Origin of the sequence: Psychrobacter sp. UBA3068, assembly GCF_002366815.1 — a bacterium.
Lineage (GTDB): Bacteria > Pseudomonadota > Gammaproteobacteria > Pseudomonadales > Moraxellaceae > Psychrobacter > Psychrobacter namhaensis.
In genome coordinates this window covers 31,743-53,980 of the sequence record NZ_DFBY01000024.1, presented here as the reverse complement: position 1 = coordinate 53,980, position 22,238 = coordinate 31,743, and the positions used below count along the sequence as shown (strand labels likewise).

18 protein-coding genes are annotated in these 22,238 nt (G+C 45.1%); 6 read left to right on the top strand and 12 right to left on the bottom strand.

Going from position 1 to position 22,238, the window contains the following annotated elements:
- Window positions 1-734: 734 nt before the first annotated feature.
- Window positions 735-1,109 (bottom strand): hypothetical protein, encoded by a 375-nt coding sequence (locus B2P60_RS06180; protein WP_230710073.1) that lies wholly within the window; start codon window positions 1,107-1,109, stop codon window positions 735-737.
- A gap of 291 nt (window positions 1,110-1,400) precedes the next feature.
- Here B2P60_RS06180 and B2P60_RS06175 point away from each other — a divergent pair, with 291 nt between their 5' ends.
- Window positions 1,401-2,066 (top strand): hypothetical protein, encoded by a 666-nt coding sequence (locus B2P60_RS06175; protein ID WP_230710075.1) that lies wholly within the window; start codon window positions 1,401-1,403, stop codon window positions 2,064-2,066.
- A gap of 122 nt (window positions 2,067-2,188) precedes the next feature.
- On the opposite strand, the gene B2P60_RS06170 is transcribed toward B2P60_RS06175, so the two are convergent.
- Both B2P60_RS06170 and rhuM read right to left on the bottom strand, forming a co-directional pair.
- Complete coding sequence (locus B2P60_RS06170; protein ID WP_230710077.1) at window positions 2,189-2,944, bottom strand: zinc-dependent peptidase; 756 nt, start codon at window positions 2,942-2,944, stop codon at window positions 2,189-2,191.
- 114 nt (window positions 2,945-3,058) lie between these two features.
- Complete coding sequence (rhuM, locus tag B2P60_RS06165; RefSeq protein WP_230710079.1) at window positions 3,059-4,051, bottom strand: RhuM family protein; 993 nt, start codon at window positions 4,049-4,051, stop codon at window positions 3,059-3,061.
- A 221-nt stretch (window positions 4,052-4,272) separates the two neighbouring features.
- Between rhuM and B2P60_RS12340 the strand changes: the two genes are divergently transcribed.
- The 3 genes from B2P60_RS12340 to B2P60_RS06150 all read left to right on the top strand — a co-directional run bounded on the left by B2P60_RS12340 (window position 4,273) and on the right by B2P60_RS06150 (window position 8,177).
- A complete protein-coding gene (locus B2P60_RS12340) occupies window positions 4,273-6,546 on the top strand; it encodes a circularly permuted type 2 ATP-grasp protein (protein ID WP_230710081.1) in 2,274 nt (757 codons plus the stop codon).
- Window positions 6,547-6,614: 68 nt separating this feature from the next.
- A complete protein-coding gene (locus tag B2P60_RS06155) occupies window positions 6,615-7,400 on the top strand; it encodes a transglutaminase family protein (protein WP_198333584.1) in 786 nt (261 codons plus the stop codon).
- Window positions 7,401-7,436: 36 nt separating this feature from the next.
- Window positions 7,437-8,177: a peptidase gene (locus B2P60_RS06150; protein ID WP_198333585.1), complete on the top strand. Its 741-nt coding sequence runs from the start codon at window positions 7,437-7,439 to the stop codon at window positions 8,175-8,177.
- A 50-nt stretch (window positions 8,178-8,227) separates the two neighbouring features.
- Here the strand turns inward: B2P60_RS06150 and uvrA are convergent, their stop codons facing one another.
- The 5 genes from uvrA to yghU form a co-directional block, all read right to left on the bottom strand.
- The gene (gene uvrA / locus B2P60_RS06145; protein ID WP_286740035.1) at window positions 8,228-10,801 is read right to left on the bottom strand and encodes an excinuclease ABC subunit UvrA; all 2,574 of its coding nucleotides are present in this window, start codon (window positions 10,799-10,801) and stop codon (window positions 8,228-8,230) included.
- A 244-nt stretch (window positions 10,802-11,045) separates the two neighbouring features.
- Window positions 11,046-12,290 (bottom strand): DUF819 domain-containing protein, encoded by a 1,245-nt coding sequence (locus B2P60_RS06140; protein ID WP_349678346.1) that lies wholly within the window; start codon window positions 12,288-12,290, stop codon window positions 11,046-11,048.
- A gap of 254 nt (window positions 12,291-12,544) precedes the next feature.
- On the bottom strand, window positions 12,545-14,227 hold the full coding sequence (locus B2P60_RS06135; protein ID WP_286740030.1) for a DEAD/DEAH box helicase: 1,683 nt from the start codon (window positions 14,225-14,227) through the stop codon (window positions 12,545-12,547).
- A 579-nt stretch (window positions 14,228-14,806) separates the two neighbouring features.
- Window positions 14,807-16,087, bottom strand: a complete 1,281-nt coding sequence (locus tag B2P60_RS06130) for a DUF1176 domain-containing protein (protein ID WP_286740028.1) — start codon at window positions 16,085-16,087, stop codon at window positions 14,807-14,809.
- A 254-nt stretch (window positions 16,088-16,341) separates the two neighbouring features.
- The gene (gene yghU / locus B2P60_RS06125) at window positions 16,342-17,196 is read right to left on the bottom strand and encodes a glutathione-dependent disulfide-bond oxidoreductase (protein WP_286740026.1); all 855 of its coding nucleotides are present in this window, start codon (window positions 17,194-17,196) and stop codon (window positions 16,342-16,344) included.
- Between the two features lie 294 nt (window positions 17,197-17,490).
- Here yghU and B2P60_RS06120 point away from each other — a divergent pair, with 294 nt between their 5' ends.
- Entirely contained in the window at window positions 17,491-18,867 is a 1,377-nt protein-coding gene (locus B2P60_RS06120) for a DHA2 family efflux MFS transporter permease subunit (RefSeq protein ID WP_286740025.1), read from the top strand.
- A 130-nt stretch (window positions 18,868-18,997) separates the two neighbouring features.
- On the opposite strand, the gene bfr (B2P60_RS06115) is transcribed toward B2P60_RS06120, so the two are convergent.
- The 3 genes from bfr (B2P60_RS06115) to B2P60_RS06105 form a co-directional block, all read right to left on the bottom strand.
- Window positions 18,998-19,480 carry a bacterioferritin gene (gene bfr / locus B2P60_RS06115; RefSeq protein WP_286740023.1) on the bottom strand — a complete coding sequence of 161 codons (483 nt, stop codon included), beginning with the start codon at window positions 19,478-19,480 and terminating at the stop codon, window positions 18,998-19,000.
- A gap of 65 nt (window positions 19,481-19,545) precedes the next feature.
- Window positions 19,546-20,034, bottom strand: a complete 489-nt coding sequence (bfr, locus tag B2P60_RS06110) for a bacterioferritin (RefSeq protein ID WP_193005004.1) — start codon at window positions 20,032-20,034, stop codon at window positions 19,546-19,548.
- A 411-nt stretch (window positions 20,035-20,445) separates the two neighbouring features.
- A complete protein-coding gene (locus B2P60_RS06105) occupies window positions 20,446-20,637 on the bottom strand; it encodes a (2Fe-2S)-binding protein (RefSeq protein ID WP_110923492.1) in 192 nt (63 codons plus the stop codon).
- A gap of 392 nt (window positions 20,638-21,029) precedes the next feature.
- Between B2P60_RS06105 and B2P60_RS06100 the strand changes: the two genes are divergently transcribed.
- Complete coding sequence (locus B2P60_RS06100) at window positions 21,030-21,353, top strand: ArsR/SmtB family transcription factor (RefSeq protein ID WP_193005007.1); 324 nt, start codon at window positions 21,030-21,032, stop codon at window positions 21,351-21,353.
- Between the two features lie 156 nt (window positions 21,354-21,509).
- Here the strand turns inward: B2P60_RS06100 and B2P60_RS06095 are convergent, their stop codons facing one another.
- Window positions 21,510-22,232 carry a sulfate/molybdate ABC transporter ATP-binding protein gene (locus B2P60_RS06095; protein ID WP_193005009.1) on the bottom strand — a complete coding sequence of 241 codons (723 nt, stop codon included), beginning with the start codon at window positions 22,230-22,232 and terminating at the stop codon, window positions 21,510-21,512.
- Window positions 22,233-22,238 lie beyond the last annotated feature (6 nt).

The window sequence follows — 22,238 nt, the reverse complement described above, 5'->3', positions numbered from 1 at the left end:
TGACAACTATCCTGCCATAGGGGGTAGCTATGATAATAGCAGCTATAAGGTGTATATAGACTTGGACTTACTGAGATGCCAAGTAGGAGTATTATCAGAGCTTGTATACGTTCTTATCAATGATATAGAGTAATAGGCATTCAGAAGGGTTATTGCTTTTACTTTGAGCTGATTGTCACTTGGTGGCTAATACTTCTGTACCTAACGTCTAACGTAGTTCAAGCACATTCGCATTAATCAGGAAGTCGGCTAAGCTACCAACAATCGATTGATGAGTGATTTGTTTATTAGGTGATGATTAGGAGTGACAGATTATTCAGAGAGCTTATTGTGCAGTATGAAGGTAGTAAACTTAGCAATGATGAGTAGAACAAGTTTATCAAACAGGTTAACTAGCGACATGGTTTAATACGTTAAGCTCGATTACAAATACAATAGGATTAATGATAGCTCTGTACATTAACTCCTTAAGACAGCTCAGCTAGTAACTGTATTAGTGGTGATGAAGATGACTTTATGAATAGGTAATACGTATGAGAATTAATCAATCATCAACCAATCTTTATAGGGATTTATCATATAATTATAATCCCATGAACTTATTGTATGGTACCCTTAGTTTAACATAATATACATTATGCGAAAACAAACCAACGGTTTTAGGGTTTGCAGCATAACCATTTATACCGTGCTTGTTATCAATGTTTTATACCATTAGCACCAGCTGACATTTTCTAACGACAGCTTTCTAGAAAATGTTGACGCAGCGATTTGCCGTTCTCATCTAAGATCACATCAGCCACTTGGCAACCGTCGCCATCACATGATAAATCATAATAAATATTACTGCCTTGCGCCAAGCTAACTTGCACGAGCCCTTGATTGGTCATCGAAAACTTTTTGTCTTGCGTATAATCAGGATCTTGAGAGTCCCACAGCACATCGTAATCAATATTGCAGGACAATTGATTTTCATCAAAATAATCTTGTTCAAGCTGCATAGCTGACTGTAGATCTTGATTGGCATATTGCTGCAACACTACTGGATTATCCATCCCTTCAGTGCTGATATCTTGCTCATACATCTTAGTAACGGTTGCAATTTTCATCGCAGCATTCGTTTGCAATGGCTCTATTGCATGCGCTATAGAAGATTTTATCGCTATCAGTCCTATGGTTAGCAGCGTTAGTATTTTGTATGTTGGCATGGCGTTCTCTACGAGCTTTGACAGTGTAAATGTTATATCTATTACATCATACCCATATAATGACTCTGCTGTATTATCGTATCATTCAGGTTTAATAGCTAAAAACATCCCATTATCTAATGATTTTGTGAAATATCTCATGGCCGTTTATAGCTTCGTTTATTTCTCTAACAACCGTGATAAGGACACTGTATGAGCACGCTATTTACTTTTAACGCCCATCCTTCTCAATTAGCGATTGTTGGCCTCTTAACGTTTTTAATGACAGCAACTGGCTGCCAGTCGTCTGCTGAAACCAGCAAAGCCATTCCTGTACAGTCAAATGACCGCTCATCAACGCCCGTTTTCTCTGACACGAGTCAGCAAACGCTTAGGCAACAAGCGTTACGCATTCAGCGTGCCCTCGCTAATAAGGATTTTGCTAGAATTACAAATGATATTCATCCCACTCGTGGTGTTCGTTTTTCAATGTATGCTTATGTTCGTCCTAAAACGGACAAAGTCTTTAGCCGTGAGCAGTACGCACGATACCTAGAACAGTCCAACATCCGCTTCACTTGGGGTGAGCGTGACGGTACAGGCAATCCACTAGTGATACCACTGCCCGAATATTTAGATACTTGGGTGAATGCCAAGCAGTTTAATGACGCCACCATTAGCATCAATAATTTTCAAAAAAGCAGCAATAGCATCAATAACTTAAGAAAGATATATCCGAATTCGGATTTTGTTGAGTTTTATTATAGTGGTAGTGAGAAGTACGATGGTATCGACTGGCGCGTGCTGCGTTTGGTGTTTGATGAGTATCAAGGCAAGCGTTATCTGGTAGCGATTATTAATGACCAATGGACCGTCTAATGATGACTATAAATGTATGATTTACCGCATAAATTGGCCAGTGCATGGTTTATGATGCACTGCCCTTTTGGTTGGACTTATTCAAATATATTCATTATTTAATATATAAAATATTTTAATATTTAAGTCTTTGGCTTAAGTGGCGACTGCCGGAAAAACTTCACCATGATGTCATAAATATCAGGATAAGCATCTACCAGCTTTTGCGGTGTCTCAAAAAATACTTCGCTTAAGACCGCAAAAAACTCAGCGGGATTGGTCGCACCATAACGATCCAGTCCTGATTTGCGGTGTTTTTGAAAGTCCTCAAAATCTCGCGTCATAATTTTTGTCCAGCGCTCAGGATCCATGTCGGGTTGCAGCGGCGGAAAGCCATTGGCGCGGCCATTCATCATATCGAGTTTATGCACAAACTCGTGAATGACGACATTGTGACCATCGCGCTCACCTGAGTGTTTCGCATCCTTCCATGAGAGAACCACAGGACCGCGTTGCCATGCCTCGCCGCTACGATGTTGGCTGCCCTCATGAACGATACCGAACTCGTCTACAGTGGTGCTATCGCTTTTGTATGAGCCATGATAGATAATAACTGACGACCAGCCAGCGTACCACTCAAGGCTTAGATTCAAAATAGGCAGACACGCTTGCAAGGCGATAGATTGCCTGACTGCATCGGTAATCTCAAACCCCTGCGCGCCTGTTATTGATTTATCGTCCAAAAATAATGTCGCCAGCTCAAATAGGCGGCCTAGTTCATCTTCGCTTAACCTATCTAGTATCACAATACGCTCAGCCGCACGCCTCCAGTCTGCCTCCGTAAATTCGCTGTTATCCAATATACGCTGCTCACGCCATTCTTTAATTATGCCAAACATAGTACCTGCCTTATAACCCTCTAATCTATCACTCAATTACACCATATCTATCATATCGATCTGCTGCATAATTGTATCCGTCAAGCTGGAGCCGGCGATACTAGGCATAGCAAACTAGCCCTCTAATGACAGCATATTCATAATCAACTTAATCAAGGTTTCTTTTTGGTTGGGATCAGACTCAGCGACCAGTAACGTTAAGGCTGCAAGGCCGGTGTTATTGATGACCATCTCACCTTGGTCATTGAGCAGTCGCTTATTACGGTGTAAAAAATCTACGAACAAAAAAGCCCCACTGCGTTTATTGCCATCGGTGAAAGGATGATTTTTTACTATGAAATACAATAAATGCGCCGCTTTACTCTCAACTGTCGGATAGGCAGGTTCACCAAACACCGTTTGCTCTAAATTACCAAGCACACTGTCCAAACCATCACCACGAGGCTTGGCAAATAGCTCAGTTGCCTCACCCCTATCTATCAGCTGCGATTTTAAATTATTAAGCGCTGCCATCGCCTCAGTCGGACTGGGTAAAACACCGCCATCCTGCCCTGTTGGATCGTCTAATAACCCTTCATCATAGCGTTGTAGCCATAGAAATGTCTGTGTATAGCGGCTGATGATCTCAATCAACCCGCGTCCTTCATCGGTATTGAGCTTGGGGCTTTGCGCCGTTTTTTTGATCAAATTTAACGCCTGCTGCAACTCAGCAGAATTCTTATCAAAGCGTTGCTGGTCAAGCGTATATCCTTGTACCAGATATTCACGTAAGCGCTGCGTTGCCCAGCGTCTAAACTGCACACCTTGAGGCGATTTGATGCGATAACCCACCGAAATGACCACATCTAAATCATAAAAGGTCACGGGTCGATCAGAATTTGCAATATGCATTTTTTGCATATTGCTTTTTTCGGACACTTCTTCATCATTCATAGCATTGGCAATATGCCGTGAAATCACTGACTGGTCGCGCCCAAATAGCTCGGTCATTTGTGCTTGCGACAGCCAAACCGTCTCTTGCTCAAAACGTACATCTACCTGCGCATTCCCATCCATGCTCTCATATATCTCAATGATTGAGTGGTTATTATTTTCAGTAGCTTTCATTTACGTGGCCTCTACTCATAGACAGATTATATTGAATTTGGGCTAAAATTGTTCAATACCTATTATTTAACGCTTCTTATATATTGTTTAGTATACGTTGTGTTGTATAGTTTATATAAGACATGGACTACCTGTTGATCGTAATACCAGTGCTCGCCTGCTGAGCATAGACAGTGTATTTGTCATAAAGTGTAACTTTAACAAGGATACGTGAGGTATTTATGAATCAAAAGTCATCTCAGCGCCAGAGTCAACATACAGGCCAGAGCCAACAACAAACAACTACATCCCCAAAAAAACCGCAAAGCTTTGATGAACTACAAAACGGTAAAGGGAGTTACCGACCGGCTGCTAGATCTGTCGGCGACTGGCTCGACCATACCAGTATCGACGCACTAAATCATCTCAATGAGCAAGCCGCTGATATATTCTATCGAAAAGGCGTTACTTTTACGGTCTACAGCGATGCCAAGAACATTGAGCGGATGATCCCGTTTGATATTATCCCCCGTATTATCGCGGCCAGTGAGTGGCGGCAGATAGAAGCTGGTTGTAGACAGCGCATCACGGCCCTCAATGCCTTTTTACATGATATTTACCACGACCAAGCCATTATGAAAGCAGGCATTGTCCCTGCCAGCTACGTTTATGCCAGCGGCTGCTATGAGCCATGGATGATGGGTATTGAGCTTGATAAGCCTATCTACTCACACATCAGTGGTATTGATCTTATACGAGATGAGTCTGGTCGGTTTTGTGTATTAGAGGACAACCTACGCACCCCATCTGGGGTCTCCTACATGCTTGAAAGCCGAAACATATCAGAGATTCTTTTGTCTGATCAGTTTTCCCATACGTCTATATTGGGTGTCAGTGATTATCCAAAACGCCTCAAATCCTGTCTTGCCAGCTCAACCAGCAAATATGATCCGCAGATTGCTATCTTAACGCCAGGACGTTTTAACAGCGCCTACTATGAGCATGCTTTTTTGGCACATGAGATGAATGTCCCATTGGTACATGGCTACGACTTGATCGTCGAAGACAGCAAGGTCTATATGCAAGGTATCCGTGGCAAAGTACAGGTCGATATCATTTATCGCCGTATTGACGACCCTTATATTGACCCGTTGGCATTTCGCTCCGATTCCATCTTGGGCGTCTCAGGGCTCATGAGCGCCTACCGTGCTGGCAATGTCGTCATTGTTAATGCGCCAGGGACTGGGGTGGCGGATGACAAGAGCTTGTATCCTTTCGTGCCGGACATGATTGAGTTTTATTTGGGTGAAAAACCCCTATTGCCCAACATCGAAACCTATCAGTGCCGTAAGCCTGATGAGCTTCAATATGTACTGGACAACCTAGATAAATTGGTCGTAAAAGAAACGCAAGGCTCTGGTGGCTATGGCATGCTCATCGGACCTACCTCTACTAAGCAAGAAATCAGTGACTATCGCAAACGCCTTTTGGCCAATCCAGCAGGTTTTATCGCTCAGCCTACCATATCACTCTCCACCAACCCCACAGCAGTCAGTGACGGTATTGCCCCGCGCCATATCGACTTGCGGCCATTTATATTGAGTCATGGCGATGGCTCAGTGGATATTGTCCCCGGTGGTCTAACACGAGTGGCCATGGTTGAGGGTTCATTGGTCGTCAATTCCTCACAAGGTGGCGGCATCAAAGACACGTGGGTCATCGATGACAGTGATTTGGCGGCATCAACCAAACCGTCAGTGGCCAAAAAGCAAGACAACCAAATTGATAAGCAATCGTCAGAGGCAATCACCGCCAACCACTCGCATTATCATGATCCCGTGCAGCCACTAGAAGCGGGCTATGAAAATCCTGACAACGCACCCATGATCCTACTGTTATCGACCGCCAATTATTTGGTTTGGCTCGGTCGCTACAGCGAGCGACTGTACTATTATGACAACATCATCAAACAGCTGGTAAAGGGCAATATCAAAAAAGCACAGTTGCATCACCTGATTAATCATTTAGGTTTTAACGTGGATCCAAACCAGCCGCTAAAAACCATGAAAGCTCAGATGCTACGTGACTTGGAGCAAGAAAAAATACCCAATATTGTTCAGTCCATTGAAACCAATGTACAAGAAGCCAAGGGCGTCATCGGTAAAGACACCGCTGAGTTATATAACCTAATCAAACGGCTGTCTAGCGCGGGTACGTATCGGGCCGCGACGTTGCAGCTACATGCTTGTAATGCTGCGATGGCACAAGAGCACCCTATCGTGACTTGCTTTTGGCAACTGGGACGACACTTTGAACAACTAGAGCGTGCCGTATTCCTAAATGAGGACACCGTCGCCATTAGTCTTGAGTTTAAACACTGGATCAACAAGCTGCCAGAGAACACGCGTTGGCGTGAGCTGATTCGCCTGACCAATCAGATGATTAAATCTCAACAACTCAGCGATTTTCAGTTATTGAGCAAAGAGTGCAGCACGATATTGCAACAAGGGGTCTAGCGCAGCAGCATTTAAGGATTAAAACACTGAGTGCTAAACAATCAGAACAGTAGGAATAGGAAGATGCTATGAAACTTCAAATTAGTCACCAAACTAACTATTATTACGATGAGCTGGCGCACCGAAGTGTGCAATATATCCGCATGACGCCCATGCAGCTACCACATCAGATCATTCATCAGTGGGATGTCATGTTGCCCAAAGTGGCCACCAGTCAAAAAGATGGCTTTGGTAACGATTGGCTCACGCTAAGTCGTAATGAGGCGCATAACAACCTGCAAATGCAGGCTTCAGGTATTGTCGAAATCAACACAAACACAGAGCGTCTAGAGGATATGGACAATGTCCCTTATTTGCTGTTTACCGTACAAAGCCCATTGACTGCGTGCTCAGAGGCCATGCGTACATTTGCAGAGCCTTATCTGACAACGCCTACTCATGACAGTATAAAGGCGCTGGCAGCTGAGCTACTTGCAAAAATACCCTATGTCAAAAACACCACCCATGTCGGCACAACGGCGGCCGAAGCTTTTGAGCTTGGGGCTGGCGTGTGCCAAGACCACACCCATGTCTTTTTAGGCTGCCTACGTGATCGGCAGATTCCAGCGCGCTACGTGTCTGGCTACTTATATGACGATACAGCAAACCACATGGCAAGTCATGCGTGGGCAGAAGCCTGGCTAGATGGCTACTGGTACACGTTTGATATCTCAAACCAGCTGTTTCAGCCAAGCTCTCATGTATATGTCGCCATTGGTCGAGATTATCTAGATGCAGCGCCCGTACGCGGCGTGCGGATGGGCGGTGGCTACGAAAATCTTTACAGTCAAGTGCTGGTTTCGAGACTATCATAAGGTACTTTTCAAGCGTGGGTTCATCAAGGATCTGTTATGACTTATTGTGCCGCTATTCGTCTCAAAGAAGGGATGGTTTTTGCCAGTGATACTCGTACCAATGCAGGGGTTGACCATATCTCAACCTTTAGAAAACTGTACCAGTACGGCGTTGAGGGTGAGCGCTTTATGGTGCTACAAACTGCTGGCAGCCTAGCCACGTCACAAGCTGTTTTTAATAAATTACAAAGCGATATCAACTTACGCTCCGAGCTTAGTCTAAATACCGTGTCCTCATTGTTTGACGGCGCACAAATGGTGGGCGAATGCATGCGTAACGTCATGGCAAACGCGCAAAGGGTCGCTAATGATACCAATAGCGGCACCTTTACCAGCTCATTTTTATTGGGCGGTCAAATCAAAGGACAGCCACCCGAGCTATACATGATCTACCCTGAGGGCAATTGTATTAGAGCCACAAGGGACACGCCATTTTTTCAGCTGGGTGAAAGCAAATACGGCAAACCAATACTTGATCGCTCAGTCAGATACGACACCAATGTCAATCATGCTGCCCAAGCCTTGATGTTGTCCTTTGACTCAACCATACACTCCAACTTATCCGTTGGTATGCCCATTGATTTTGTCATTTATGAAAACGACAGTCTCACGCTACCAAAAGGCCGCCGTATCGAAGAAGACGATGAGTATTTTAAGACCATCAGTCGCCATTGGTCAGCAGCTCTGCGCAATACGTTGATTGAGCTGCCAGAATGTCCCAATGACTATTGGGAATGATCTTTTTAGCTAACAAAACTAACCTACAACCCCACCCTAAAGACCTGTTTTTATACCAATAAAAATGGCGCGGTTCGGCTTGTTTTTGATTGCGCGACGTCTTCTGGCGTGCCTTGAGCGACAATAGACCCGCCCGCATCCCCTGCCCCTGGCCCCATATCCATAACCCAATCGCTGTTGCTGGCCACTTGCATGTCATGCTCAACCATAATAACGGTGTTGCCAGCATCGACCAGACCGTTTAACTGTGCCATCAGCATAGATACGTCGGCAGGGTGTAGACCTGTGGTGGGCTCATCTAATATATAAAGCGTGTCGCCGCGTTGTGTGCGTTGCAGCTCGGTTGCAAGCTTGATACGCTGCGCCTCGCCGCCTGATAGCTCGGTTGCGGGTTGACCCAAACGTAAGTAACCAAGCCCAACTTGTAGCAAAGCCTCTAACGCACGCAAAATAGGTGCTTCGTCACTAAAGAACTCATGAGCCGCCTCCACCGTTAAGTTCAATACTTCAGCAATGTTTTTGTCTCGATAAGTGATGGCCAATGTTTCATCATCATAACGCTTTCCGTGACAAACCTGACAAGGCGCGTAGACACTTGGCAAAAATAACAGCTCGACACTCACAAACCCCAAGCCTTCACAATTTGGACAACGTCCCTTTGCCGTATTGAAAGAAAAGCGACCAGCATCAAAACCATGGGCTTTTGCTTGTTTGGTTGCTGCAAACAATTTACGTACATCATCAAATAACCCAGTATACGTTGCCAGATTGGAGCGCGGTGTCCGTCCGATTGCTTTTTGATTGATATTGATCAGACGGCGTACATATTCCATGCCAGCGATGATTTCGCCGCTTGTTACGGAGTCAAGCTCCTGCTCAAGCAGGTCCGACTCGTCTACGGGTGCATCCTCCGTAATTTTTTGACCCAACGCCTCGTTGATGAGCTCCACTAACGCTTGGCTAACCAGACTTGATTTACCAGAGCCTGAGACACCCGTGACACTCGTCATAACACCTAGCGGAAACTCAGCGTCTAATCCTGTTATATTGTTGCGTTCAATGTTTGCAAGCTTGAGCCATGCGGCGGGCTGCCTCGTATTAGATCTGGGCTGACCGTTAGCCGTATCGGCAAAGAGATACTGGCCCGTATGCGACTGAGCAACATTACGAAGACCCTCGACAGGCCCGCTATAGACAATTTGGCCACCATGCGTGCCAGCCTTTGGCCCGACATCGACCACCCAATCTGCATGCCTGATGACGCTAACGTCATGCTCAACCACAAACACAGAGTTACCAGCCGCGATGAGCTCATCCAGTGCCGCTAACAAAGCTTGGGTGTCTGCAGGGTGCAGGCCTGCAGATGGCTCATCAAGGACATAAACCACGCCAAAAAGCTGCGAGCGTATTTGCGTTGCCAGCCGCAAACGCTGCAACTCCCCTGGCGACAACGTCGGTGTCGTCCGCTCAAGCGATAGATAGCCAAGGCCGAGCTTTGTCAATGCCTCCACACGGGAGAGGATATCACTGGCAATACGCTGAGCAACAATGGCTTTTTCGCGGTTTGGCGTCTCATTGTCCAGCTTGGTATAAGCTGTTTTTTCTAATTTTAGTGCCAGTTCTGTGAGTGTCAGCTGTGACAGCTCACCAATATCCAGTCCTGCAAATTTGACGGACAGTGATTCTCTTTTTAGCTTTTTGCCGTGACACTCTGGACACTCAGAGATCTGCATAAACTGCGAGACGCGTTTTTTGGTGCGCGAACTTTGGGTGGTGGCAAAAGAATGTAAAATAAAACGCTTAGCACTAGTAAAGGTCCCCATGTAGTTTGGCTTTTCCCCATCCTCAATTGCAGCGCGTGTTTGTTCTATATTGTATTCCGGATAGACAGGCACCGTTGGGGTCTCGTCAGTAAACAAGATCCAGTCTCGCGTTTTTTTCGAAAGGGTGTGCCAAGGCTTGTCAATGTCGTAGCCCAATGTGGTTAATATGCGGCTAAGGTTTTGACCTTGCCACGCTGGTGGCCATGCCGCAATCGCGCGCTCACGTATGGTTTTGGTATTGTCTGGCACCAGTAGCGCCTCAGTGACCTCAAACACGCGGCCAATGCCCGAGCAAGTCGGGCAAGCGCCATCTGGTGTATTGGGTGAGAACGCATCGGCGTATAGCATTTCTTGGCCTTCTGGATACTCACCTGCTCGTGAGTACAACATGCGTAGACCGTTGGATATGGTCGTAACACTGCCCACGGATGAGCGCACCGACGGTGTACCCCGCTGTTGCTGTAGGGCAACGGCTGGTGGCAGCCCTTCTATCGCATCGACATCTGGTTCATCGACTTGATCGATCAATCGTCTGGCATAAGGTGACACTGAGTCTAAGTAACGACGTTGCGACTCAGCAAACAATGTCCCAAACGCCAATGACGATTTTCCTGACCCTGATATCCCTGTGAATACCACCAGCGCATTGCGCGGTAGATCCACATCAACATTCTTTAGGTTATGAACACGCGCGCCCCTTACCAGTACACGGTTGCTAGTAACATTGTCGTCGTTGTCGCTGTGGTCACTAAGGTGACTGTTAATTTTATGGGCAGTGGTTTTTTTATTTTTATGAGCCATCAAGTTATTATTCCTTTTAAATCACTTTTAATTATAAAGAGGTTTGTTCAATACTAGAGAACCCATCTAAATAACCAATGTAGAGGAAGGTTAACACGTACTCCTTGAAAGCCAAGGCTTGGCTTACGTATCAGTAGCACAGATAGACAAAACGACAACCTACGTTATCTTTGTCCTAATAGCGAAAAACCCGCATCAAGGCGGGTTTATGTTTAGCGATAGTACAGGATCGTCAACCTAAATGTCATCCCACCACCAACCGCATCATTTGGGTGCTGATATAGCCACCAAACGTCCCCACGGCATAGCCAAGAATACCCAAAAACACGCCGACTGGCGCAAGCGATGGGTGAAAGGCCGTCGCCACGATCGGCGCAGAGGAAGCACCGCCAGTGTTGGCGTTGGATCCTACCGCCAAAAAGAAAAATGGCGCACGAATGACTCTTGCGACAGCAAAAATGATGACGACATGAATACTCATCCATAATAAGCCGATTAGCAATAGCCGCCACTGCGAGACAATACCAGCAAGATTAATCTGCATACCGATAGCCGCGATCAACACAAAGATAAACACCGTACCAATTTTAGAGGCACCAACATGGTCAAGTTTGCGCACTTTGGTGAAAGAGAATCCAACACCCAATAAGGTAATAATCACCACCATCCAAAAAAACGAGCTGGCAAAGCTATATTGTACCGCCCACTTATACGGCGCAAAGAAGGCAGCAATTTGCCCACCGATAAAGTGCGCCGCCCCCACCATGGCAAAGCATAAACCAAACATCACCATCAAATCATTTAAGGTCGCAGGACGAGCATGATCGCGCTCATAGCTTTCAACGGCTGTAATGACTTTATCAATACTACTGGTATCCGCTTTTAAGAAGCGGTCTATTTTAGCCCTGTGTTTTGCCATTACCAATATGGCCAACAACCACAATGAGGCATTGGTGGCGTCCACCAAAATCATCATGCCAAATAGGTCATCACTGACCCCAAACAACTCTTTCATTGCCGCTTGGTTGGCCGCGCCGCCAATCCAGCTACCAGCCACTGCTGAAAACCCACGCCACAAAGTGTCGTCAACAAACATACTAGGTGACACCCATTTTGCCACCCCTAAACTGATAGGACCGCTGATGATAATGGCGATACTAGCCGCGAAGAACATGGCAATCGCTTTCCAGCCTAAACCAAGTATCTTAGGAACATCCATCGACAAAGTCATCAAGAGCAAACTGGCTGGCAACAGATAGGTTGCGGTAAAACCATAAATCTGTGAGCCAACACCATCAGCAAAAACGCCTAAACTGTTTAGCGTCGCAGGTATAAAACAGCAAAGAACAATACCGGGTAGTACCGCATAAAATCGTCGCCAGAACTTGCTTGGCAAGCCTTGGGTATAAAATACTAAGCCAATGATGGCCATAATGATACCAAACGCTAACGGCAGACTATCAATGGTGAAACTTGAGGTGGCGGGCATCAAACGGCTCCAGAGCAGGCGATAAAAGCTTGTCAGTATAGACAAGGCTAAAAAAACGCGCAAGCCACTATCTTGGGTTTGCGATACCAGTGTGTGCTTGGAGCGTTTTTGCAAACCCCACATTTACTTAACTAGCATAAAACCTGCAAACACAAAAAAGCCAGATAACAAGTATCTGGCTTTTTTCGATCGGTTATACGGTTAGAATAAAAACTGTGGTTAACAGCTTTTCTTAACCATTCACGATAGGGCTATTACGAGTTTTTACCACGGTTGCCGCCATTTGGACGACCTTGGCCACGGCTGTCAGAACGACCTGCTGGACGACCTTGACTGCCACTTGGACGGCCGCGACCGGTTGCGGCGCGCTCACCACGTGGAACGCCATTGCTATCACCGCGGCTTGGGCCACCAGTGCGCTTGCCTTGATAAGGCTTGCCGCCTGAACGCTCATTTGGTTTGCCAGATGAATCACGTGGCTTACCTTGATAACCGCTGTCGTTGCTGGCGCGTTGACCAGTCGCTGCGCTGTCGCTTGAGCGACCACGGCCTTGACCACCGCCACTAGATTTACCAGCATAACCGCCGCCTGAACGAGCACGGCCTTGACCGCCACCGCCGTTAGAACGTCCGCGACCACGGCCACGACCCTTACCTTTGTTTTCGCTAGGTACATAAGTTTTCTTAGGCTCCATGCCTTCGATGACACAGACTTCCATTTTGCGATCTAAGTAACGATTGATGGCGTTTAGCTGTGGACGATCATCCATGCTACATAAGCTGATAGCGACACCAGTACGACCAGCACGGCCACAACGACCGATACGGTGGACGTAGTCTTCGGTTTGACGCGGCAAGTCATAGTTGATGACGTGCGAGATTGCTGGAACGTCTAGACCACGAGCAGCAACGTCAGTGGCTACTAGGATTTTGCATTTACCATTACGCAAGTCTTGAACGATACGGTTACGCTTGCTTTGTGGCAAATCACCATGTAGGAAGCTGGCTTTATGACCAGCTTCTTGTAGCTGTTTCGCTAACTTTTCAGTGCTACGTTTGGTCGCCGCAAAGATAATGATTTGTTCCATATCTTGCTGGCAAACGATTTTGTCAAGCAAACGGTTTTTGTGATCAAAATCATCGCAGTAGTACACTTTTTCTTCGATGTGTGCTGATTCAACTTTGATTGATACACGCTCAGGATTTTTGGTGAAGCTGGCAGCGATTTTACCGACTGGGCCATCCCAAGTGGCTGAACACATAATCGTCTGACGATCAGTTGGTGCTGCGCGTAGAATGTCGCTGATATCATCAGCAAAACCCATGTCTAGCATACGGTCAGCTTCGTCAAGTACCAATACTTCTAGGTTAGACAAGTCAACACGGCCCGCATTGATGTGGTCAAGCAGACGACCAGGGGTGGCAACGATGACTTGTACGCCTTTTTTCAGGGCAGTAATCTGACCATTGTATGGTGCACCGCCAACTAATGGCACGCAAAATAGACCACGCATGTCTTTAGAGTAAGTACGCACGCTATCATGTACCTGCTGAGCAAGTTCACGCGTTGGCGTTAGGATAAGGGCTTTAGTTAATTTATCAAAGCTGGTTGCACGGCTTAAGCGATCAAGTACTGGGATGACGAATGCGGCGGTTTTACCACTACCCGTTTGCGCTGACAATAAAAGGTCACGGCCGGCTAGTGCAAAAGGAATGGCTTGCTCTTGAATTGGCGTTGGATTGGTATAACCACTGCGATCAAGCGCAGTAAGAATTGGCTTTGCAATACCAAGATCAGTAAAGGTGATTTTGTTTTCTTCAGCCGCGTCAGTCGTCGCCGCTTGATTATTGGTATCAGTATTTGAGGTATCGTTTGGCGTGTTAGTGCTTTCGATGATGCCGTTTTCAGCGGCGATTGTAGATAAGATGTCAGTCATAGGAATCCTTGGTAAGTATAAGCTGCTGTAAATTCAGCAAGCTTGATGCATACCACTGATAACCGTTCACCACGCTGCCTTTATTAAAGAATTATCGGACCACATAAAAGTGTCGATAATCAGAAGCCAAGCCAATAAAGCTTAGAGCCTCTACAATAAATGCGTTCGTGCTGTCTGACGTATTTTGGTGGTAGTGCCGAGTGTCTTATCCTTGCTTGATATAAACGTGTTATCAATGCTTTGTCCAAAGCAGATAACCGCGAATAACAACCAATCTAGACCATTTTATGGTCGAGTAGATAAGATATGAGTCAAAAATAACTGATATTTTTATAAAGGGTTATTTAAGTACACAAAATCATCGGCAACAATTACTTATGGTCATCCTAGACCCAAAATCGCAGGCGATGTTATCAATCTCATAATTCACGAAAGCCTAAGCTAACGTGGCGACGCAGTATAGCACAATAAAAACCATCTGTACCTATTTTTTCTAGCATTATAGAAATAACACCACTGAAATTGGTCATGAAGCTTTAAATGAGCCATTTAACAGGTAGGTTGTCGACTGTATGGCCGCTATTGTGTCACCCTAACCTCAGTGACATAGGTCGGCAGTTGCCATGCACCACCTGCTTCAACCATACGGCATAGTCCAGTGGTACTTTCATGACTCTTTTCAAACGCCTTACCGGTCCATAGCCAATCGGTTTTACTTAAGCAGTCACCGATACCGCGCCCTTTTTGTACTGAGGTGATTTTACCTTTATCGTAGCCCGTGGCACTGGTGGTTACCAATGTCGGTTTATAAGGTTTGCTGTCATTGATAACCCAAACCCCTGTCCCAGTATTATAGGCCCCCATCCAGCAGTCATGCTGTGCGAGTAGTTGTGAGCTGTTTAGACGACTGACACGCCATGGCGACTTATCTGTGAGATTTGGGCAGTCACTGTCCACCTCTTTCATGGTACCTCTCATCAAGGTCGCCAGTTGAGACGCGCGCATGACAAACTTTCTCTTGTTGGTAGAGACTGCTTTTGGATTGGGCGCGACAAAGCGCAGTATTGGTGCAGACTTGGGTGACAATACGCTGCTGTTGGACTTTGCAGCGCCTTCTTTATTGATAAAAGCGCTTGGCGTCCCTACTCGACCTTGGACTTCATCTGCTTTTAGCATGACAGCACTCGCCCCTTTATCTGAAAGCTGCCAGCGTGAGTTGCGCAGTACCAGCTCAATTTTACTTGATTTAGTCAGCGCGTCTAGCAGTGCTTTTACTTGTGTAGATGTCAGCTCGGCATTACCTGCGGCGGTTGAAAAAGGTTTGGTTTCACCATAATTCCTATCATTAATAAACAACGATATACGGTGACGGTTACCCAGTTGCATCAAAGCCTTAGATGAGCTTTCTTTAGCGCCGCCAAGTTTTACTTTGCCATCCACCCCAGCATTCGCCCCTGCGCGGCGCACAAGCAACACCGATATGGGAAATTCGCTATTATTTTCTGCTTGATAGCCTGCCAGCCGGCAAGTACGGGTATTATCACAGACGACCTGCCAGTCTTGGCTGGTTAATTCAGCGCCAGTACTGGCCATACTTGTGGTACTAAATAAAGCCGTGCTTATAGCGGCAAATAGGGACAATTTTATTTTATTTTTTATCATTAATAAGGGTATCTTTTTTATTTTTTTAGCATTGAGTACCAAGTAAGTTATAAGGAGCAATTTTGCGTGTTGGTAAACATGAGTACACGGGCGTTTCTGTGGCATGTTGGCCTCAGTATCGGTAGTATCGACCACACTTGACCCATCCATATTCATCTGCCGTGAGATGTGTATCAGCTTACCGTTATCATCCTTCATAATCGTTACTCATTAATAGAAGAAGTATAAACACCCGTCCAATAGGAGGATGCACCGCTATATTAACGTATCAATGTTTCTATCTGTTGTACTAATGTATCATCGTGTAAATGAAAAAGTATATCCTTATTTTAATATAACTATATATGAATATAGAATAGCAAAAAAGGATAAAATTAAGGCTGATAAGCGCGCCGCCTATCAGCCTGTAAGTCATTTAAAAGGGTTATTATAAATCGGTATCATCGATTAATTTAGCCAATAGGTTTTAATGGCAGTTCTATGGCGCGCTTAACCGCTGGCCGCTCAGCAATGGCCTGCGCCCAACGCTGCACGTGCTTATAATCACTGACTTGTAAGAACTCTGCGGCATCGTAAAGCTTCCCAAGTACCAACTGGCCATACCACGCCCAAATAATCATATCGGCAATATTATAATCCGCTTCTTCATTGCCACACATATACTGATTGTCTTTTAGGTGGCTATCAAGCACATCCAGCTGACGTTTGGTCTCCATCGTATAGCGGTTGATGGGATACTCCAGCGGTTCAGGCGCATACGCATAAAAGTGCCCAAAGCCGCCGCCTAAAAAAGGCGCGCTCCCCATCTGCCACATCACCCAAGACAGACAGTCCGCCCGCGCTTTGCCAAGTGAGGAAGGAACAAACTTGCCAAATTTTTCTGCCAAATACAGTAAGATCGCACCAGACTCAAAGATAGCAATAGGCTCGCCAGACTCAAAGATAGAATGATCGACCAAGGCTGGAATTTTTGAATTTGGGTTGATGGCTACAAAGCCAGAGCCAAACTGGTCACCCTCAGAGATGTCGATTTTATACGCATCGTACTCAGCGCCTTTAATACCAAGCTCAGCCAACTCCTCTAACAGTATGTTGACCTTGACGCCATTTGGTGTATTTAGTGAATACAGTTGTAAAGGTGCATCGCCTACGGGCAGTGCTTTTTGGTGACGGGCGCCAGCTGTCGGTCGATTGATGCTGGCAAACTTGCCACCATTGTCTTTATCTTGTACCCACACCTTGGGTGGTACATATTTAACGCTTTGTTCGTGGGCACTTTCGCTAGATTTATTGTTGTCTTGACTCATGACATATCCTCGTTCGTATTTTTAATATTATCCATAACGTGATTGATGCTTTCTGCTTAATAAGCATGTCGCTCACCTTACTATAGCGAGAACCGGTCCCTACATTAAAGCCCTCTCTTGTAATCAATGTGCAGACCTACCCGCTCGTTGTTTGATAACCTCGCCTATGTACCGTTACTTTGCGTCACTTTTATTATGATGCAGTCTTTCTTATACTATTCGGCTGCTATAGTGAGCTGGTTGTCACTATATTATTTTTGCCTATTTTATGACGAGAGAGCTAATGAGAGCGACATGGTAACGCTAACCCCGACACAAGATAAGTATCTGCCCTATGTGCTGGCGGTAGCTCTGTTTATGCAAATTTTGGACGCCACCATTTTAAACACGTCACTGCCACAAATGGCACAAGCGCTGGGTGAGTCGCCTTTAAAGATGCAATGGGCTGTGATCAGCTATGCCTTAACGTTGGCGATATTTATTCCCATCAGTGGGTTTTTAGCCGATAAATTTGGTACTCGTCGAGTATTTTTGTCCGCCATCATCATTTTTTGTATTGGCTCATTGCTATGCGCCGCCTCTCCTACGTTAGATTTTTTGATTGGCTCACGTGTCATTCAAGGTATTGGCGGTGCGATGATGACACCTGTTGCTCGTTTGATATTGGTCAAATCCTATCCCCGTAATAAGCTCTTAACGGTGATGAATTTTGCGGTGATACCGGCGTTGGTAGCCCCTTTGGTAGGGCCGGTCTTAGGTGGCTATATCGTACAATACACCAGCTGGCATTGGATATTTTTGATCAATATACCGATGGGAATAGTAGGCTTTATTTTAGGCAAGAAACTGGTGCCCGCGTTATTTGAAGATACCAAGCGTCTCGATTGGACAGGGTTTTTATTGTTTGCAGCCGCCGCTTGTGGATTCACCCTGGCTGTCGAGTTTGGCTCGCAGACCGGTCGCGGGTTTTATGGTTTGTTGCTGGGGTTGGGAGCCAGCCTACTGATAGGTGCGTATGTATGGCACGCCAAGCGACGATCTGCCCCACTATTTCCACTGAGTTTATTTGACATTCGCACCTTTCGTATTGGTATTACCGGTAATTTATTCACGCGCTTAGGTATCAGTGCCGTCCCCTTTTTGCTGCCGCTGCTATTGCAGGTGGTGTTTGAGTACTCACCTTCACAGGCAGGTTGGTTACTAGCGCCTATCGCGGTTGGTGCCATCGGAATTAAACCGTGGGTGAGTAAAATTATTCAACGTTTTAGCTACCGTAAGGTTCTGGTCTACAATACCTTGTTTATGGGCACGCTGATCCTTGTATTGGCGCAATTTAATGACGCCTCCCAATGGCTTTGGTTTGTTCCTATTTTGACTATAATGGGCGCTTGTAATTCGATGCAATTTAGTGCGATGAATACGATTACGATTGGTGATCTAGAGGGCACACAGACCAGTAGTGGTAACAGTTTGATGGCGGTCAATCAGCAGCTGGCGATTAGCTTTGGTATCGCCTTTGGTGCAGCCGTACTCAATATTTTCCGTGAACGTATGCAACTCGACACGCTGGCTGCGTTCCAAACCACCTACTGGATACTAGGGCTTTTAACCATTCTCTCAGGGTTGTACTTTTTACGTCTCAAGCCTGAAGACGGTCGCGGCTTATACTAACCAAGTATAGATAAAAAAATAGATAAAAACATAAGCGTGGATTTTTGGCCATAAAAAAGCCAGCGAGTGATGTTTTATAAAAAACACTCGCTGGCAAGTTTGGCTTATTTTTGATAATTATCGGGCGCTACTAAGGCGCGTCATCCTCAGTGACTTGTGACTGGATATAGCGCTCCACGCCAATACTTTCAATCAAGTCTTCTTGCGTCTCTAGCCAATCTTGATACTCTTCATTACCATCTTTTAACGTGGTTAATAAATGACGAGAGACGTAATCAGATTTTGCTTCACATAAAGCAATGGCGTCAGTGATGATATCAAATTTCTGCTTTTCTAGACGCAAATTACAGTCAATTAACTCTGGCACATCTTCGCCAATAAACATCTTGCCATAATCTTGCAAATTGGGTAAGCCGTCTAGCAACAAAATTCGTGCAATCAGATCATCAGACCATTTCATCTCAGCGATAGATTGTTTGTAAAAATTTTCGTTAAGCGCTTCTAAGCCCCAATGACGGGCGATGCGTGCATGCAAAAAATACTGGTTGATCGCAATTAACGACTGTCCAAGCACTTTGTTTAAAGCGCGAATGACCTCTTTATCCCCTTTCATTATCTTTCTCCCTACGTACTTATTATTTAAGCGAAATATGGTTGCTGTTTATATTTATCGCGATATTAAACCAGATTAGGAGTGACTTCAGCCATTTGGCTTTGTAGATAATTGGGCAACCCAATCATATCGATAAGGCGTAACTGCTGCTCAAGCCAATGCGCATGATCTTCTTCCGTGTCTTTTAGCTGCTCAACCAGCATCTCACGCGTGACGTAATCGTGCTCTTCTTCACAAAGCGCAATACCATCTTTTAGATGCTGCTGTACTTGGTACTCTAAATCAAGATCAAGCTGCAACATGTCAGGAACGGTGGAGCCAATTTTGATATCATTGACAGCCATATTAGGCGTGCCGCTCAGCATCAAAATACGGCGAATAATTGCTTGGGCATGCAGTGTCTCATCTGCCATCTCATGGTGGATGCGATCATACAACTTGCCATAATGCCATTCGGCATACATTTCTGAATGGATAAAATACTGGTCACGAGCTGCAAGCTCACCACCTAATAAAAAATTCAAATAATCAATGACTTTTTGGCTACCTATCATAACCTATACTCCCCTATTTATATTTTACAGATGCCAACGTATTCACAATATTCCATATAGTGAAAGCACTATTGGTGAACTGATCCGTAAAAATCAAAATCAAAAAAACGTCTTATAACGACAGACAGATATAGTAGCATATAGGAGCTGTATAGCTTGTAATGTTATGAACTAAGAATAAGATGCTAATTGAGAACTATAATTAGCTAGCGTCGCTATTGATTGCGGCCACAACGAGTTATGATGCGTAGCGAGATGGAACTAGGTGTGTCAGCAAGGTTATGTGGATGCTCGCAGCTTATCCTTTATAATCAATAACCAAAGGATAAGTGCGGCGTACTGGCGGTAAAGGTATGGGTAGGACGATAAGGTTTTATCTGGACAAAAAAGAAATCTCTAAACCAATCATGCTTAAACCGCATAGGCTAAGACATCAAGTTTGGCATGGTGTTCCTCTAGGTAATCATTGACCATCGGCTCACAGCACCCACAGCAAGTCGCAACATCGAGGGTATCTTTTAGACCATCAAGCGTATCAATACCTGAAGCAATAGCTGCTTTGATTTGCTTTTCTTTTACGTCATTACAGATGCATACGTACATGGACTGGCTCCTCTGAATACCACTATTCGGTGGCTGTGTTTGGTACTGCTGATTTTTATACTGCTGTAAAGGCAAGGTGGCAATGATGCAGGTGTTGAGTGACAGTTTGCACCGTTTGCTTTGATACGCCCGTAACATCATTGTCATTAGTTTGTGTATAATAACGATAACTATTATCATTTGCAATAGTATTTGACTATTATTTTCCATAAAAAATCTTTATATTACACATACTTAATCAATGTAAATGAATATAAGTACGCATGTAACCCATTACTATCAAAAGTAGTGAATTAACAACGAACTGTAAGACCGCTTACTGTTCAATCGATTCTGTAGATAACTGCTGTTATATTGAATCCCTATTAACAAAGCCTCATTGGAATTGCTCTATGTCTGATAATAATTTTGAGATACGACCTATCGAGTTGTTTAAAGTTCTATCTGATCCGACCCGCTTAAAAATATTTCAAATTCTCTTTAAAAAAGAAGCGCGCTGCGTGGGTGAGTTGGTAGAAATACTCGATCAACCGCAACCAACGATATCGCGTCATTTGAATCATTTGAAAAAACTGGGTATTTTACACTGTGTTCGCGATGGCACGTGGATGTGGTATGAAGTGGCTGATGACTTGCCAGACTGGTGTCAAGATATTTTAGACATCACTTATAAGCAAATATCAACCAAAGACATTGCTATGCCAAAGCCTGCTTAAACAGTATGGACGTTCGAATTTTAGGTGAGCTTTAGTAGACAATATTGCTATTGAAACAGACAACACCGTCTTAGGCCCATCTTGACGCAAAAAAAAGACCTACAATGAGTAGGTCTTTTTTTGATCTTGCTAATACAGCTACTGCCTCAAACACACTTAGACTAAATCTAAGAAGTCACTGATAAAAGCGTTGGCTGGCTGGTGTATCAGCTCCTCTGACGTCCCTACCTGCTCTACTCGCCCTTGATTCATGACCACAATCTCATCTGACACCGCACGGGCTTCTTCTTGATCATGGGTCACCATAATGCTGGTAATACCCAGCTCATGATGAATGTTTTTTAGCCAAGTGCGCAGCTCTTTACGCACTTTGGCATCTAGCGCCCCAAATGGCTCATCCAGTAACAACAGTTTTGGCTTGACCGCCAAGGCTCGTGCCAGCGCAATCCTTTGGCGCTGGCCACCTGACAATTGGTGTGGATAAGCGTTGGCGACTTGTGGTAGCTGTACTAGCTCTAGCAGTTCGGCCACGCGCTTATTGATATCCGCTTTGCTTGGTCGTTCATTTTTTGGCAACAACGTCAGTCCAAAGGCAACATTATCTGCGATGTTTTTGTGCCGAAACAGCGCATAATGCTGAAACATAAAGCCAATGTGCCGCTTTTGCACAGGCGTGTTGGTCACATCCAGCTCGTCAAATAATATCTGCCCAGAATCTGCATATTCTAGACCTGCGATAATACGTAGCAAGGTCGTTTTGCCGCACCCTGAGGGCCCAAGTAAGGTGGTCAGTTTACCTGTCGGCACGGTGATATTGATATTGTCTAACGCAGTAAAGTTACCGAATTTTTTATTAACGTTGCGAATCTCGATGCTCATAATCGT